This is a genomic window from Aquimarina pacifica, from assembly GCF_000520955.1.
Lineage (GTDB): Bacteria > Bacteroidota > Bacteroidia > Flavobacteriales > Flavobacteriaceae > Aquimarina > Aquimarina pacifica.
On the sequence record NZ_JACC01000022.1, the window covers coordinates 67,085 to 81,608 of the forward strand.

Below are 14,524 nucleotides of genomic sequence, written 5' to 3' on the forward strand. Positions count from 1 at the left end.
ACTACGTAAAGCTATATTTAAAAATCCAATTCAAAATCTTAACGCCTGCAAATATAGCACCTTTTATGGTTCCTGAAACTTTTGAGACACCAATTCTCCTTTTGTAACGTACAGGTATCTCTGTATAGCTGTGTTTATTCTTTAAGATTTTTAACTGCATTTCTACTGTCCAGCCATAGGTTTTGTCAGTCATACCAAGAGATAACAGCGTATTGTATTTGATTGCTCTAAAGGGACCAAGATCGGTAAATTTTGCACCAAAAAAAAGTTTCATTAAACTTGTAGCGAGCCAATTTCCGAATATTTGAGGAAAGGTCATTGAGCCAGATTCTCTTAATCTCTTTACTCTGGATCCGATAACCATATCGATGTCTTGTTCTATTATCGGTAAAATTATCTTACTAAGTTCTTCAGGATAGTCACTATAATCCCCATCTAAAAAGACAATAATATCAGGTTTGATATCTTTTGAAGCGATATACTCCATACCCTTAAGACATGCATAACCATATCCTTTTCTTGGTTCTTTAACAACAGTAGCGCCGGCATTTTTTGCTACTTTTTCTGTGTTATCGGTAGAATTATTACTTACTACCACAATCTCATTAACAATATCTGGGATTTCTTTTATAACATGACCTATAGAGTCTTGTTCATTATAAGCCGGTATGATTACGTGTATGATTGGAGGCATTTATAGGGATGCATTGGGATTATCTCTTTTAAAACTAAAAATATCAGTCCACTCACCAGTTTTCTTATCCTTGATATATTGTTCAGCTTTAAAAAGTTTATTGTTTTTATACAATAGACAAAACCCTTCTTTTTTATTGTTTTTATATTGATGCTTTCGAGTTATTCGGGATGCAATATCGTAAATAATCCACCATTTTTCTGCTTTATCATTTATAAAATGCCCTTCTTTGAGAATTTTTCCATTTGTTGAATAAAAATACCAATATCCTTCTTTCTTATTGTCTTTATAAGATCCTTTATGAGAAACTTTTCCGTTGGGGTGATAAAAATACCAAAAACCTTCTTTTGAAGTAGTGGATTTCCAACCTTGGGTTTTGGTTAAACCATTATTATAGTAGTCATAATGATACTTTTTTTGGGCGATACTGATATTTCCTGTCAATAAAAATAAAAACAAGAAAACTAAATAGTGTTGATTCATAAGTACGCATATTAGAAGTGATTATTTTAGACGAGAACTCCTAGTACTACTAACAGGTTTTAACAAATACTTATGATAAGTAAAGGTTTCTGGGGTGGTCTACTTTTTTTTGGACATTATAGGTTAGTGAAACGGGATGGTTTTATATAAGAATTCTCATCTGGTCTACAAATAAACATTTGAACATCAGATGAGAATTTAAAAAACTTAAGAGGATACGGGATATTAGTTTTTATTTACATAATCCATAAGGTCAACGTCATTACCCAAAAGTATTTCGTTAGCATTAATGCGCCCATCTAATCCATCATTTTCTAGTTTTAGAACACCACGAGGGCATACCGCAGAGCAGATACCACATCCGACACAGCTTGATCTTACAATATTTTCTCCTTTTTGTGCATACGCACGTACATCAATTCCCATTTCACAATAAGTAGAACAATTTCCGCAGGAGATGCATTGTCCTCCATTTGTAGTAATTCTAAATTTAGAAAATAATCGTTGCTGAAACCCAAGAATTGCAGCCATCGGGCAACCAAAACGACACCATGCACGATTTCCTAAAATAGGGTAAAAACCAGTGCCTATTACTCCTGAGAAAATAGATCCTATGTATAATCCGTATGCAGATCGTAAGCTTCCGGATTTAACAAAGAAGATTTCTGTAGTTGTACCGGTAAAATGCATACCTAAAATAAGAGCTAATATAACAAAGTATCCTATGGCACCGTATTTAGCATCTTTTCCTAGTTCTTTTCTTTTAAAAAGCATAACCAATCCGAATATGACGGTTAGAAATACACTAATACTTATTAGAAATGTGCTGCGAGTTAGCCAGTATTTGGTTGGGTCGCTACCTAGATAACTATAAATAACAGCAATAGTCATAATGACTGAGAATACCAGTACGGTATGTATTAGCCAACGCTCTAATTTCCAAGCGCTAACTTTCTTGCTTGAGAGTTGTCTAAAGGAGTCACCGGCGGTCTCTGCTAATCCGCCACAACCACATACCCATGAACAATACCAACGTTTTCCGAATTTGTAAGTCAAGATAGGAGAGATGATAAAAATAGTGACTATTCCAAAAATTAGTAATCCTAAACCAAGATTTCCTGAAGATAAAAGACCATTTATAGAGTATCCATCAAATAGATAGTAGTTTAAAGGCCACATGCTTTTGAGATCATAATATGGTAAGTTGTACTCTGGGCTCGTATTTAATCGGGCCATAAATTCAGGAATTAGAAACGCGAATCCCAGTTGAAAAAACATTACGGATACTGTTCGTATTTGTTGATATCTATTGTGTCGATATTTTAGAATAAATTTATATCCGAAACCCAAAATTGCAATGGTGTAGAGAGTTCCGTAAACAAACCATTGACTTGCGGGTCTGCCACTCAACAAAATACTTAAAGGATCGAATAAGCCAACTAATCCGGTATTAGAGGCTCCGTTTGTGCCCATTCCCAGAAGTTCTGCTTTAAAATATAATATAATATAAAAAACAGTAAGTAGTACTCCCGTAATCCATCCTAATACTCCTCTAGAGGAAATCGACTTGAACCAAACTCCATCATTTTTAATTCCTTCTAATTTGGTAAGATATGCGTGATTAGCATACAAGACAGTTCCTGTTAATATTAGAACTAAGGCAATTGTTAAGAATATACCTTTGTTAGGGAAATTAGTATTTAGTAAAGAAAGGATTAATAGTAAAAGTCCTGAAAAACCAATAGCTAAAGCTAATTTTTGTTTTGTTGAAATCCCTGTAACATCTGGGTTAGCAAGGGACATACTATGATTTAATTTATTACTCATAATGTTTTTTTTAGTAGCCCATATGTTAACTATGGGGTCATGATGGGTTTATGCGTTTTGAAGCTGCGATTTTTGGTATGCACGCAAAATATCGGCCTCATATTTTGTGTAAAATTCTGGATCAAAATTGGCCTTTATCAAATGCTTGATAACGTAGTCAACATCTTTTTTTTCTGAAAGCCATTGATCAAATACTTCATGTCTCATTCTTATACCGAAAGTGTTAATCCCTAAGAATTCGTTGGTTTCTTTATGATAAGATACTGTTACGCATTTAGTATCATCATTATGTATCCAATGAAACTGTTTTTCATATTCTTTTGGGCGGGCGAATACCCAACCGTAAGTTTGGTATTCAATATCTAGAAATTTTGCACTATTAAACCAATGCCCAGGCTTGTATTCGATTCTGTTTCCGCAAATGGTTTGCGCTAATGTTTCTCCCATCATTCTCCCGGTATACCAAACGGCTTCAATAGGACGACGGTTTCCTATGGCTTCATGTTGTTCTGCACAGTCACCAATGGCAAATATATCAGGGATATTTGTTTCGAGGAATCGATTTACTTTTACTCCACGACCCAAATCAATACCCGAATCTTTTAAGAAGTTAATATTGGGAGAAACTCCTGCGGTCAGCCCGACAACATCACAGTCAATTACTTCTCCTGTTTCTTGTATTACAATAGATTTGACTTTGCCAGTATCATCGGCAAGGATTTCCTTTAGATTTACTCCTAGTCTAAGATCTATATGATGATTTCGAATATGTCGATTGATCATACTGCTTTCTCCAGCTGGTAGTACGCCATTCCAAAAACTATCTTCACGTACTAAAAAAGTAACAGGAATATTACGTGAATGTAACATTTCGGCTAATTCGATACCTATTAATCCCCCACCAACAATAACGGCTCTTTTGCATTCGGTATTATTAGGAGCATATTTTTCTAGTTTTTCGAGATCTTGCTTATGATACATGCCCATTACTCCATCAAGATCCTGTCCTGGCCATCCAAATTTATTGGGCTTAGAACCGGTTGCGATAATCAACTTATCATAGGACAGAGACTCATTATTATCAAATAGAACTTCTTTGGTTTCGCTTTTTATTCGTGTTACAAATCCCTTTTTAAGATCAATATTGTTTTTTTTCCAAAACCAATTTTCATAGGGTTGTGTATGTTCAAATTTCATATGCCCCATATAGACATACATAAGAGCAGTACGAGAAAAGAAGTAATCGGTTTCGGCAGAAACAATGGTGATTTTTTTATCAGAAAGTTTTCGAATATGCCTGGCGGCCGTAACACCAGAGATTCCATTTCCTATAATTACAATGTGTTCCATAAAAAAATGATTGTGGGTTTTATTAATTCTCTAGAGAATTGAATCGTATTTAGCAGTAAGTCGTATATAAATATAAGAACTTAAGTAATCGGAATAATTTAGAATCGATCTAAAAGTCTACGTATGTGTAAGGATTTTAATTTTAGGTGAACTTGATTTTAGAAGAGTTAAGACTATAGTTTGTTTGTAAGTTGTCTAATCTATATTCGACCTATTTTACATCGAAGGTTAATTTTATTAAAAGACACTTAAAACCACGGATCATGAGAAAACTAATAATTATTATAGCCCTGCTCACAATTAATTTAAGTTTTGGGCAGACGACAAAAGATTTTTTTGTGAAGTCTGATGTTTTTTTAAAGAAGTATGTTTTTAAAGGAAAAGTAGATTATAAGGCTGTTAAGCATGATATTTCCTTGCTTGAGGAAGTACTTGATATTGCGTCTAAAGTTCGAGTAAGTAAAGCACAACCAAAAACATATAAGTCCTTTTATATTAATGCGTATAATCTAGCTGTAATAAAAGGTGTTGTTGACAATTACCCTATAAAATCCCCGTTAGATGTAAAGGGTTTTTTTGACACGACTCAATATAATTTAGCAGGAAAAAAAACTACACTGAATGATCTAGAGAATATTATTTTAAGAAAACAGTTTCCTGCCGAAGCTCGTTTTCATTTTGTGCTGGTATGTGCTGGTTTGGGATGTCCTCCAATTATTAATGAGGCTTATAAACCAAATTCTCTAGAAACTCAATTACAGCGACAAACCGTAAAAGCTCTTAATAACCCCTATTTCATTAAAGTAACGCAAAAAAAGGTGCAGTTATCCAAGATTTTTGAGTGGTATAAAGTTGACTTTGTGAAAAATGGGTCAGAAATTGATTTTATAAACAAATTTAGAAAAGAAAAACTTCCTTTTGATGCTATCGTTTCATATTACGCATATGATTGGAGACTTAATGAAACGAAACATACTAGTTTGTAAGAGTTAGGAATCATGTTACATATTGGCTTTTGATAGGTGTATTATTGTCAAATCATGTAATATATTTAAGGTACTACTTTTTATTTATTTACTGGTTTAGGTATATAAATGCTCTAATAGGTTCTTTGATTTAAGCGGATAAAGATTACTGGTTACATTTCTTATATTAGGATTAAAATACGTACTGTTGTTTTGGGTAAAAATAAAATTGTATTTTAATCTTGGTATAACTGGGTGTAAAGTTATTTTAATCTAAATAGGTTGTAAATGAGAACATTGTTTGTAATGGTGTTTTGTGTTTTTTGTAGTTGTTTTGGCCAGACAAATAAGATAAACGGAATAAGTTTTGTCGGATCCCCACAAGAGATAGCAAAAACTCATATTGATCACGTCGTTGATGTTAATGCTAAGTGGGCCGCTGTTATGCCATTTGGGTATATAAAAAGCCTTAAGACTCCTTCTGTTGTTTTTGATATACAAGGGCAGTGGTGGGGAGAGCGTAGAGAAGGTGCAAAAAAAACAGTTTCATTGTTGCAGGATCAGGGGATTTGTGTAATGCTAAAACCCCAAATATGGGTTTGGAAAGGGGAATTTACAGGTAATATCGCAATGGATTCTGAAGCGGATTGGATGCAATTTGAAAAGACCTATGAGAACTTTATGCTTGTATATGCAGAGCTAGCTTCAGAAATGAATATAGAAATGCTATGTATAGGTACTGAGTTACATAGTTTTGTACAAGAAAGATCGAAGTTTTGGGATCAATTAATTTCTAAAATAAAACGTGTTTATAAAGGAGCGATTACCTATGCAGAGAATTGGGATCAATTTGATAAAGTACCTTTTTGGGACCAGTTAGATTATATAGGAATTGATGCTTATTTTCCTATTTCTAGTAGTAGGACTCCTAGTGTAGAAGAACTTCAGAAGGGCTGGCAGACGCATAAAACCAAAATAAAGACGCTGCAACAAAAAATAAAGAACCCCATCTTGTTTACAGAATATGGATATCGAAGTGTTCATTTTACAGCAAAATTGCCTTGGGATACAAACGAATTTGATGGTAGTGTTAACTTGCAAGCACAAACAAATGCATTGACAGCTCTATATACAGAATTTTGGAAAGAACCTTGGTTTGCTGGAGGCTTTCTATGGAAATGGTTTCATAATCATAATGCGGTAGGAGGAGATCAAGATAATCGATTTACAATACAAAATAAACCCGCAGAAAATGTTATAAAAACTTTTTATGCCCAGGAATAGCATATTAAGCAGATCTACTAAAAGGGAAGTATAAATTTATAACAGTTCCTTTATTTCGCTCACTTCGTACTTCAAAAGTGCCATTTTGTTTTTCTACCAATTTTTTTGCAATACTTAATCCAAAACCACTACCTTCTTCATTTTCTGTGCCATAGGTAGATTCGTTTTTTTCACTTTTGAATAGTTTGTAAAGACGTTCTTTGCAAATTCCTACACCTTGATCCATAATACTTATTCGCACTTGTCGATCTAGTTTTTCTGATTTTACGATAATATAGGATCCACGATGCGAGAATTTGATAGCGTTTGCAATTAAATTACGCATAACGGTTTCCATCATTGTACTATTCATTGGAATTTGTAAGTCTTTTGGTAATTTATTGATCAAATGAATCTGTTTTGCTTTCCTATCCAAACTAGAAAATTCAAATACACGATCTATTATGGTTGATATTTCTTGTTTTTCTAAAAGAATTTCTGATTGCTGTTTGTAGGTTTTCCCCCAGTGTAATAGATCTTCAAGTAATTGATTCCCTTTATCAGCAGATTCTTTTAATAGACTTTTTATTTGGGTCTTTTCTTCTTCACTTTTAACTTCATCAATCATTTCTACTAAAGATTTTAATTGATGAAAAGGGGTTCTTAAGTCATGACCAATAATTCTAAAGAGATCGTCTTTGGATTGATTCATTTCTCTTAACTCTTCGTTTTTTATTTTGATGAATCTGTTGGCTTCTTTTACTTTTCTAGATAGCTTTATAAGTATACGTTGACAGTAAAAAGTAACTAACAAAGTGCTGCTTACGATCATGCCAAAAAACACAAATTTTTCTATCGGAAAACTAGGGAATGCCATAGAGCAACTTATTATAAAGCCTAGGTTAAGTGTCAATAAAAACAGAATATGCTTAAAATGAACAAGCATCCCTAACCCAAAAATGATTAATATTAAAATAAGCTGTACTTTTAAAAAATATGCTTCAAATTGAAAATTAGGATCTTGTATACCGATGGCAAGAGAACCCATAAATAGAAAAACAATTGTATAATCCGATATTACCAACACATTAGATTGTGATATCCAACCGATCATATGAGAAATAATAGCGGCTATAACCACAGCAAACATGATTACATCTCTATAAAAGAAGGGGCTAAATCCATCCGCATTGTATTGAACAAAACCGTCTAAAAGCACTCCTGGTACTATAGCGATTAAAACAGAAAATAAGACTTTATCAAATGTGAAAAATTTTTTCATACCTACATTAGGGTGTTATTTAATCATACAATCTTTTAAGGCCCCATAACGTAATAATGAATCATATTGTGTAGCGATAAAATGTGTTTTTTTATCTATGATATACTGCAATATAGGTATTACATAAATTATCAGCAAGAAAAAACTTACTTTTTAAATAAAAAACATCAAAAACATCGATGAAATGCATATTTTTTTCTTTTAAAAACATGTTGATAATGTTAAACAGTAATTTTTTTATGGTTTTTTGCAACCTGTATTTGAGCTGTTTTTATTAGAGTTTTATTAATATGATAATATTAAAAATAGCATGTAATTACATGTTAAAATAGCATATAAATTAATGTTAGAGAGAATTTGAATCTTGTTTTAATTTGCGACCCTATCCTTGTAATATTGGTATAAATCTTCAGAAGAAGCTCCCATCCATTTTCTCATATGAATATTAAAAAAATGATATTGTAACCTCCAGACACCAATTTCTTTGTACCTACGCGCAGAGGTAATCACATCTTTTGGTATAATTACAAATGTATTTATAGCAAAAAGACGATCTACTAGGTCATTATCTTCATAAACTATAAATTTTTCATCATAGCCTCCAATTTCAGTAAAGAGGGTAGTCGTTATAAATTGACTTTGATCTCCTCCGCGACAACGTTTACTTTTAAATTGGGTGAGCCATCCTAAAAAACGAAGCCACCAATGGTTATGATCAAACTTCATTCTAAAACAACCAGCTTCATTTCCTTTTTTCACTTCGTTAAGAATATAGTTGTCAAAATCAGTAGGTGGTAACGAATCGGCATGAAGAAAATATAAGATCTCACTTTCTGCTTTTTGGGCACCTGCATTAAGTTGTTTTGCACGCCCTTTTGAAGAGGATATTAATTTTATAGTAATGAGTTCTCGGTTTGATATGTCTTGTACAATATCTTTTGATTTATCTGTGCTGCCCCCATCAACCACTAAGATTTCTTTTATGTTGTTTCCAGAATCTGATGCAACCTGAGTTAAATGAGAAAGCAGCTTACCTATGGTAGCTGCTTCATTAAGAATAGGGATTATAATTGAAATTTTCAATGCAAGAAGGTCTTTTTATTCTGTTCTAAGGTGTACCAGAGTGCTACTATTCATTTAGCATCCAATTATATTCTTTGTAACCTTTACTAGATTGATTTGTAATTTTTACAGTAGCATAGTTATTAATAAAATCAACAACATTGCCGCCGTTTATTTTAAAATCTTTCTTAAACCATGAAAATATTTGAGAAACACTAACAACCTTTTCTGTAATATAATTTCTGGTGGGATCATTAATAAATTTTCTTGTCTGTTCTTCAAGAGCTTGATCGAGATTATCTCCTGTGTAGGCTTTGTTCCAGACAACTGGACACGAAACCGAGGCACAATTGATTGCAAAATGAATTCTAGGATCTCCAAATTTTCTTAATATTTTATGCTCTAAATCATTAAGACTATACCATTCACCATCAATTTTAAAAAACTTTTTATCCCATGGTTTATCTAAGTCCTTAATACTTTTAAGTGGGTAGCTATCGATAATAAGCTTTATTGTATATGCGTTGTAGGCATTAATCCAATAGGCCAATTTTTCTTGTTTTGTCCAATTTTCTTTAGGAGGGTTTTCCGAAAGTTGAGAAAAGTAAAGATAAAGTTGAGAGCTATCTCTCATAAAACCAGTATAGTTTACCCTACCATCTGGAGAAACATTTAATACTAAGGCTTGGTCCCATACGCTATGATCGAACGTGTTTTGTGCCTCAATAGTACCAAAAGTACTAATAAGAATAAATAGTGTTATGGTATTTTTGATGTTCATAATGCTACCTTTTTAGGGATTACTTAATTAGTTATTTTTGCAATACAGTAATGTAATTCGTTAAATTCAATCTTCCCCAGAACTTTGGGTTTAGTAGTAAATTATCTAATAAACTTACACCTGTATTGTTTTTTAAGTAAAAATGGATTGCATTTTTTGTTCGAGGATATAGAAGCTAAAATCCAAAAACTGCAAACTGTTTTCATTTAAAAAAAAGCAAAAGTGATGCCAGATCATTTTCTTTGAATCATTTTCATCACTTTATTTACTTCAATTAACAACATCCTCCACCATCATAATGGTAGGTCGATTCACTGATAAAAAGGTCATCTCTATTAAGGTTTGACAAGGCAGTAGCAGTTTTGTCACATACAGCAATAGGCTGGTTTTTTAATAATACATGCCCCTTTTTGTCATCAAAATAATCTTGGTCTCCGTAGTAAATTGCAGCTTTTCCTGTAAAAATACAAGGCCCATCCTTAGGCATAGGGTCTTTGATAGCTGCTACTTCTATAGATTCTATATAAATAAGTTCATCTGTATTATAATGTTTAGGGTCTAAGATTCTGTATGGCTTGCGAGCTCTTATTTCTATAGTGCCAAAACCAACATCGGTAAGTGCTTTGACATACTCGGCAATTGGTAGACTACCACTAAGACAAAGGGCTCTTAATCGCTCGTCATTGCGAAGTGCATCATTCATAGGTTGTTCGCAAGTAGGGTCACTCATAACTAATCTGCCGTGAGGTTTTATAACACGATACATTTCCTGAATAGCTTTTTTAAGATCTTCAGCTTTGAAAATGTTGAATAGACAATTCTGAGCAGCAACATCGATACTGTTATCTTCTACAGGTAAATTAAGTGCATCACCATACCTTAGATCGACAAATGAACTGTCAAACCAATCATTTTGATTTTCGGCTTCCTTAAAGTTTTTGCGAGAAGCTTCAAGCATTTCGTTTACTACATCAACACCTATAACACCGTTTTTTTGACGAGAAAAGTAAGAAAACTGTAATAACTCCATTCCGCCACCAACACCAACATATAATATTTTTGGAGAATTTGTAAGGTCTCGGGCATTGACCGTACTACCACAACCATAGTTCATTTCCTGCATTATTTTTGGAATTTTAAGCCCAGGAAGTTCCCAAATAGGATTAGTGGTGCAACACAATCCGATATCAGGTGTAAGTGCTGCTTCTTTATAAACATCGTGAGTAGTATCTAAATAGCTCATAATTTTACTTTTATCTATGTCTAATATCTAAAGTATTAGTGGTTTTTAATTTTAATAATAGTCTTAATATATACACCTATAAAGTAGGCATGTACTTTGAGATGTTCATTAAGATCCGCTATAGTGTTTGTATTAATTCTTTAAAAAGAACGATCATTTCTGGTTCTGCTTTTTTTGCCATGGCAATTATTTCTTCGATATTTACCGGAAGCAGGTTATCAGGGTCACATTCATCTGTTAATACAGAAACGGCAGCTACAGGAAGATCTAAGTGGTTGGCGACAATAATTTCGGGCACTGTACTCATCCCTACGGCATCAGCTCCAATGTTTTTTAGATATCGATATTCGGCACGAGTTTCTAGCTGAGGTCCTAGTACCGATGCATATACTCCTTTATGAAGGTTAATGTTATTCTTAACCGCAATTGCTTCTAATTTGGTGTTCATTTTCAGGTCATAAGGAGCACTCATATCGGTAAACCTACTGCCTAATTGCTCGACACCCTTAAAGGCAAGAGGGGACCCTCCTTGTAAATTAATATGGTCATCGATAAGCATAAGTTCTCCTTTTTTGAAATCCAAATTAATAGCTCCCGAGGCATTTGACACTAAAAGGGTTTTAATACCTAATTTATGCATTATTCTAACAGGGTAGGTAACATCTTGCAAGGAGTACCCTTCATACAAATGAAACCTTCCTTGCATCACTATTACTAGTTTACCTTCTAGCTTACCATAGATTAATTTTCCTTTATGAAACTCTACTGTTGCTGTAGGAAAGTTGGGAATATGATTATAGCTAATTTCTTTGATAATCTCTATTTCATTAATCAATTGCCCCAATCCTGTTCCTAGAATGATCCCTATTTCTGGATTGTCAAAACCTTTTTCCTGAAGGAATTCTGTTGTTTCTTCTATAAGTTTAATCATTGTTTTGTTGAATTATAAATTTTTGAAAAACGGTAATGTCTTTTATATCTTCATAATAATCAATGTCATTACGTTCTTCTAATAGTTTTATTTGTTGATCTTTTATGTTTTCTAAGGTGTCTCTGAGTACCGTTTCTGTTCCCCAGTTTTTATCCTTAAAAACCAGTGAATTTAAGCATTTCATTCCTAATAAGTAATATCCGCCATCTTCTGCAGGCCCTATAACATAATCATGAGTCTCTAAATCTAAAAAAGCGTTTTCTAAATCTTGTTGACTTAAGTCGTACATATCGCTACCTATAATAATTACATTAGCAAACCCTTGTTCAAATCCTTTCTCAAAAGCATTTTTCATTCGTACTCCTAAGTCTTCTCCGATTTGCTTTTGTTTGCTGTAAATTTTTTCATCCCAAAAATCGTTTTCCCTGATTTTTTCAGAATAATACACTTCTTTATGCACAGGTAAGTTTTTGGTTATTGAAACCGTATGTTCTAGTAAGAATGAATATACTTCAAGTGCTTTTTGATCTCCGATGGTAGCCGCTAAGCGAGTTTTGCATTTGCCTAACTCTGGATTTCTTGTAAAAATTAATAAAAGATTCTTTTTTTTCAATTTGAGTATACTTTTTTTCCTTGATAAAGCCATGCACTCCATTCTTCAGAATAAGCATGAATATTATCTGTAATTTCTTCTTTTGTTGTAAAGACAGGATAGCCTTTGTTTTTCCATTCAAAAATACCGCCGTATAAATTGGAAGTGTTTATGTATCCTGCTTTCTTGAGGCGTTTTCCGATATTCTCAGATCGAATACCTAGACTACAATACACAACAATATGAGCGTCTTTTGAAATATTTTTTCGGATAAACGATTTTATCTTAAAATGATTATACCCAATATGAATGGCATTTTTTAAATGACTTACATTATATTCTTCTTTTTCTCTAGTGTCAAATAGAATAACCGAATCCTGAATGGAGGCTAATCTTTCTGTAGAAATATAAGGAATACTTCTGTCAGTATACTGATCAAGTAATTGATCTAAAGTTTGCTGCGCTGCACAGAAACAAGAAATGACAAGAAAGATAGATGTGATATAACTTTTCATTTTATGCAACGGTTCCCTGACAACTACTTCCTGCCCCTGCGGTGCATCCATAACAATGTTGTGAAATAACAATGTTTCTTTTCTGAAGTACTTCTTCATTATAGTCACTAATATGCTTTACTTTGCTTGCGACTTTAAGACCAAGCATTTGGTTAAAATCACAATCGTAAAGCCATCCATCCCAGCTAACTGAGATTGTGTTTGTACACATTACATTGGATACGGCAGATGGGTTATAAGCTTCGACCAAAGAATACATATAATCTTCATAGTTTTCTGAGGCAATCAAGTAATCCAAAAATCTACTAATGGGCAGGTTGGTAATAGCAAACAATTGATGAAAGTTGATATTAAAATCTTCTAGCAGTGCTTTTTTGAAATCTTTTTGCATTGCTTCTTGATTTGTTGGTAAAAAAGCACCTGATGGATTGTAGACTAAGTCTAGCCTTAATTTACTGTCAGGCATGCCATATCCTCTATCATTTAGTTCTTGTAATGCTTTTATTGAGGCGTCAAAAACACCATTACCGCGCTGTTTATCGGTTTTTCCTTTTGTCCAATGAGGCATTGATGACACTACATGTACATTATGGGCAGCAAAAAAATCAGGGAGGTCATAGTATTTTTTATTGGCTCTAATGATTGTGAGATTACTACGGACAATAAAATCTTTGATTCCTAGTTTGCTGGCTTCTTCTACAAACCATCTGAAGTTAGGATTCATTTCTGGAGCTCCACCCGTTAAGTCCAAGGTATGAGCTCCCGTGTTTTTTATAACGTCGAGACATTGCTGCATGGTCTCTCTGGTCATGATTTCTTTACGGTCGGGCCCTGCATCTACATGACAATGCTCACAAACCTGATTGCACATGTAGCCAACATTTATTTGTAGGATTTCTAGTTTCTTTGGTTGTAATGAAGAATGACCGTTTTGTGCAATTTTATCTGCAAATTTTGGAAGTTCTCCGCTTTCAAAAATTCCATTATTTAGGATTTCTAGTTGCCTATTGGTATTGGCTAATTCATCATTGCGTTTATGAAGAGATTGTTTTGTTTTTACTTCTGGCATCTTCTTTAGTTAGATTTTATTTTTCCTTTTTAGGAATCATATTTTCTATTGTGATATATGAGTTCCAAAAAATTAAGAGGGACTGTTTAGCTCCTTACATAGATAGTTTTTCGTATTTATTCATCATTTGTACTCCATGGACTAAAGTTGCACCACTTTCTATTGCGGCACCTGCATGCACTGCCTCCATCATTTCCTCCTTAGTAATACCGCGCTGTAAACCGTCTTTAGTGTAAGCGTCTATGCAATACGGGCATTTTACGACATGCGAAACGGCAAGGGCAATAAGAGACTTTTCTCTGGCACTCAGAGCTCCTTCTTCAAAAACCTTTCCATAATAATCAAAGAATTTAGTCCCCAATTCTTCACTCCATTCTGTGATTTTTCCAAATTTCCTGAGATCTGCAGGGTCATAGTATGTTTTAGACATGCTTTGTTTTTTTTTGTGACATATGTATTTATATATC

General features: G+C 33.5%; 15 protein-coding genes. 2 read left to right on the forward strand and 13 right to left on the reverse strand.

Annotated elements, in window-relative coordinates:
* Position 1: 1 nt before the first annotated feature.
* The 4 genes from DZ60_RS0112495 to DZ60_RS0112510 all read right to left on the reverse strand — a co-directional run bounded on the left by DZ60_RS0112495 (position 2) and on the right by DZ60_RS0112510 (position 4,354).
* Positions 2–694 carry a glycosyltransferase family 2 protein gene (locus DZ60_RS0112495; protein ID WP_025742407.1) on the reverse strand — a complete coding sequence of 231 codons (693 nt, stop codon included), beginning with the start codon at positions 692–694 and terminating at the stop codon, positions 2–4.
* A complete protein-coding gene (locus tag DZ60_RS0112500; protein ID WP_025742408.1) occupies positions 695–1,177 on the reverse strand; it encodes a toxin-antitoxin system YwqK family antitoxin in 483 nt (160 codons plus the stop codon).
* 225 nt (positions 1,178–1,402) lie between these two features.
* Positions 1,403–3,004: a 4Fe-4S binding protein gene (locus tag DZ60_RS0112505; RefSeq protein WP_025742409.1), complete on the reverse strand. Its 1,602-nt coding sequence runs from the start codon at positions 3,002–3,004 to the stop codon at positions 1,403–1,405.
* 48 nt (positions 3,005–3,052) lie between these two features.
* Positions 3,053–4,354 carry an NAD(P)/FAD-dependent oxidoreductase gene (locus DZ60_RS0112510; protein WP_025742410.1) on the reverse strand — a complete coding sequence of 434 codons (1,302 nt, stop codon included), beginning with the start codon at positions 4,352–4,354 and terminating at the stop codon, positions 3,053–3,055.
* Between the two features lie 263 nt (positions 4,355–4,617).
* Here DZ60_RS0112510 and DZ60_RS0112515 point away from each other — a divergent pair, with 263 nt between their 5' ends.
* Positions 4,618–5,340: a DUF547 domain-containing protein gene (locus tag DZ60_RS0112515; protein WP_025742411.1), complete on the forward strand. Its 723-nt coding sequence runs from the start codon at positions 4,618–4,620 to the stop codon at positions 5,338–5,340.
* Between the two features lie 267 nt (positions 5,341–5,607).
* Positions 5,608–6,603, forward strand: a complete 996-nt coding sequence (locus DZ60_RS0112520) for a glycoside hydrolase family 113 (protein ID WP_025742412.1) — start codon at positions 5,608–5,610, stop codon at positions 6,601–6,603.
* A gap of 4 nt (positions 6,604–6,607) precedes the next feature.
* On the opposite strand, the gene DZ60_RS0112525 is transcribed toward DZ60_RS0112520, so the two are convergent.
* The 9 genes from DZ60_RS0112525 to DZ60_RS0112570 all read right to left on the reverse strand — a co-directional run bounded on the left by DZ60_RS0112525 (position 6,608) and on the right by DZ60_RS0112570 (position 14,487).
* Positions 6,608–7,864 (reverse strand): sensor histidine kinase, encoded by a 1,257-nt coding sequence (locus DZ60_RS0112525; RefSeq protein ID WP_025742413.1) that lies wholly within the window; start codon positions 7,862–7,864, stop codon positions 6,608–6,610.
* 369 nt (positions 7,865–8,233) lie between these two features.
* Positions 8,234–8,947 carry a TIGR04283 family arsenosugar biosynthesis glycosyltransferase gene (locus DZ60_RS0112535; protein WP_034229579.1) on the reverse strand — a complete coding sequence of 238 codons (714 nt, stop codon included), beginning with the start codon at positions 8,945–8,947 and terminating at the stop codon, positions 8,234–8,236.
* A gap of 46 nt (positions 8,948–8,993) precedes the next feature.
* Positions 8,994–9,707: a DUF547 domain-containing protein gene (locus DZ60_RS0112540; RefSeq protein ID WP_025742415.1), complete on the reverse strand. Its 714-nt coding sequence runs from the start codon at positions 9,705–9,707 to the stop codon at positions 8,994–8,996.
* 274 nt (positions 9,708–9,981) lie between these two features.
* Positions 9,982–10,950 (reverse strand): arsenosugar biosynthesis arsenite methyltransferase ArsM, encoded by a 969-nt coding sequence (gene arsM, locus DZ60_RS0112545; RefSeq protein ID WP_025742416.1) that lies wholly within the window; start codon positions 10,948–10,950, stop codon positions 9,982–9,984.
* A gap of 118 nt (positions 10,951–11,068) precedes the next feature.
* A complete protein-coding gene (locus DZ60_RS0112550) occupies positions 11,069–11,881 on the reverse strand; it encodes a purine-nucleoside phosphorylase (RefSeq protein WP_025742417.1) in 813 nt (270 codons plus the stop codon).
* Positions 11,874–12,527, reverse strand: coding sequence for a TIGR04282 family arsenosugar biosynthesis glycosyltransferase (locus tag DZ60_RS0112555; protein ID WP_051477644.1), 654 nt, complete (start codon positions 12,525–12,527; stop codon positions 11,874–11,876). The genes DZ60_RS0112550 and DZ60_RS0112555 overlap by 8 nt, the downstream gene beginning before the upstream one ends.
* Positions 12,491–12,988 (reverse strand): rhodanese-like domain-containing protein, encoded by a 498-nt coding sequence (locus DZ60_RS0112560; protein ID WP_025742419.1) that lies wholly within the window; start codon positions 12,986–12,988, stop codon positions 12,491–12,493. Before DZ60_RS0112560 ends, DZ60_RS0112555 begins: the two co-directional genes overlap by 37 nt.
* Before the next feature lies 1 nt (position 12,989).
* Positions 12,990–14,057: an arsenosugar biosynthesis radical SAM (seleno)protein ArsS gene (gene arsS, locus DZ60_RS0112565; protein ID WP_025742420.1), complete on the reverse strand. Its 1,068-nt coding sequence runs from the start codon at positions 14,055–14,057 to the stop codon at positions 12,990–12,992.
* Between the two features lie 94 nt (positions 14,058–14,151).
* A complete protein-coding gene (locus DZ60_RS0112570) occupies positions 14,152–14,487 on the reverse strand; it encodes an arsenosugar biosynthesis-associated peroxidase-like protein (protein ID WP_025742421.1) in 336 nt (111 codons plus the stop codon).
* Between the last annotated feature and the right edge of the window lie 37 nt (positions 14,488–14,524).

Coding starts and splice junctions, on each gene's coding strand:
- DZ60_RS0112550 (WP_025742417.1), bottom strand. CDS start 11,881: ATGATTAAACTTATAGAAGAAACAACAGAATTCCTTCAGGAAAAAGGT.
- DZ60_RS0112560 (WP_025742419.1), bottom strand. CDS start 12,988: ATGAAAAGTTATATCACATCTATCTTTCTTGTCATTTCTTGTTTCTGT.
- arsS (WP_025742420.1), bottom strand. CDS start 14,057: ATGCCAGAAGTAAAAACAAAACAATCTCTTCATAAACGCAATGATGAA.
- DZ60_RS0112515 (WP_025742411.1), top strand. CDS start 4,618: ATGAGAAAACTAATAATTATTATAGCCCTGCTCACAATTAATTTAAGT.
- DZ60_RS0112510 (WP_025742410.1), bottom strand. CDS start 4,354: ATGGAACACATTGTAATTATAGGAAATGGAATCTCTGGTGTTACGGCC.
- DZ60_RS0112495 (WP_025742407.1), bottom strand. CDS start 694: ATGCCTCCAATCATACACGTAATCATACCGGCTTATAATGAACAAGAC.
- DZ60_RS0112500 (WP_025742408.1), bottom strand. CDS start 1,177: ATGAATCAACACTATTTAGTTTTCTTGTTTTTATTTTTATTGACAGGA.
- DZ60_RS0112570 (WP_025742421.1), bottom strand. CDS start 14,487: ATGTCTAAAACATACTATGACCCTGCAGATCTCAGGAAATTTGGAAAA.
- arsM (WP_025742416.1), bottom strand. CDS start 10,950: ATGAGCTATTTAGATACTACTCACGATGTTTATAAAGAAGCAGCACTT.
- DZ60_RS0112540 (WP_025742415.1), bottom strand. CDS start 9,707: ATGAACATCAAAAATACCATAACACTATTTATTCTTATTAGTACTTTT.
- DZ60_RS0112520 (WP_025742412.1), top strand. CDS start 5,608: ATGAGAACATTGTTTGTAATGGTGTTTTGTGTTTTTTGTAGTTGTTTT.
- DZ60_RS0112555 (WP_051477644.1), bottom strand. CDS start 12,527: ATGGCTTTATCAAGGAAAAAAAGTATACTCAAATTGAAAAAAAAGAAT.
- DZ60_RS0112505 (WP_025742409.1), bottom strand. CDS start 3,004: ATGAGTAATAAATTAAATCATAGTATGTCCCTTGCTAACCCAGATGTT.
- DZ60_RS0112525 (WP_025742413.1), bottom strand. CDS start 7,864: ATGAAAAAATTTTTCACATTTGATAAAGTCTTATTTTCTGTTTTAATC.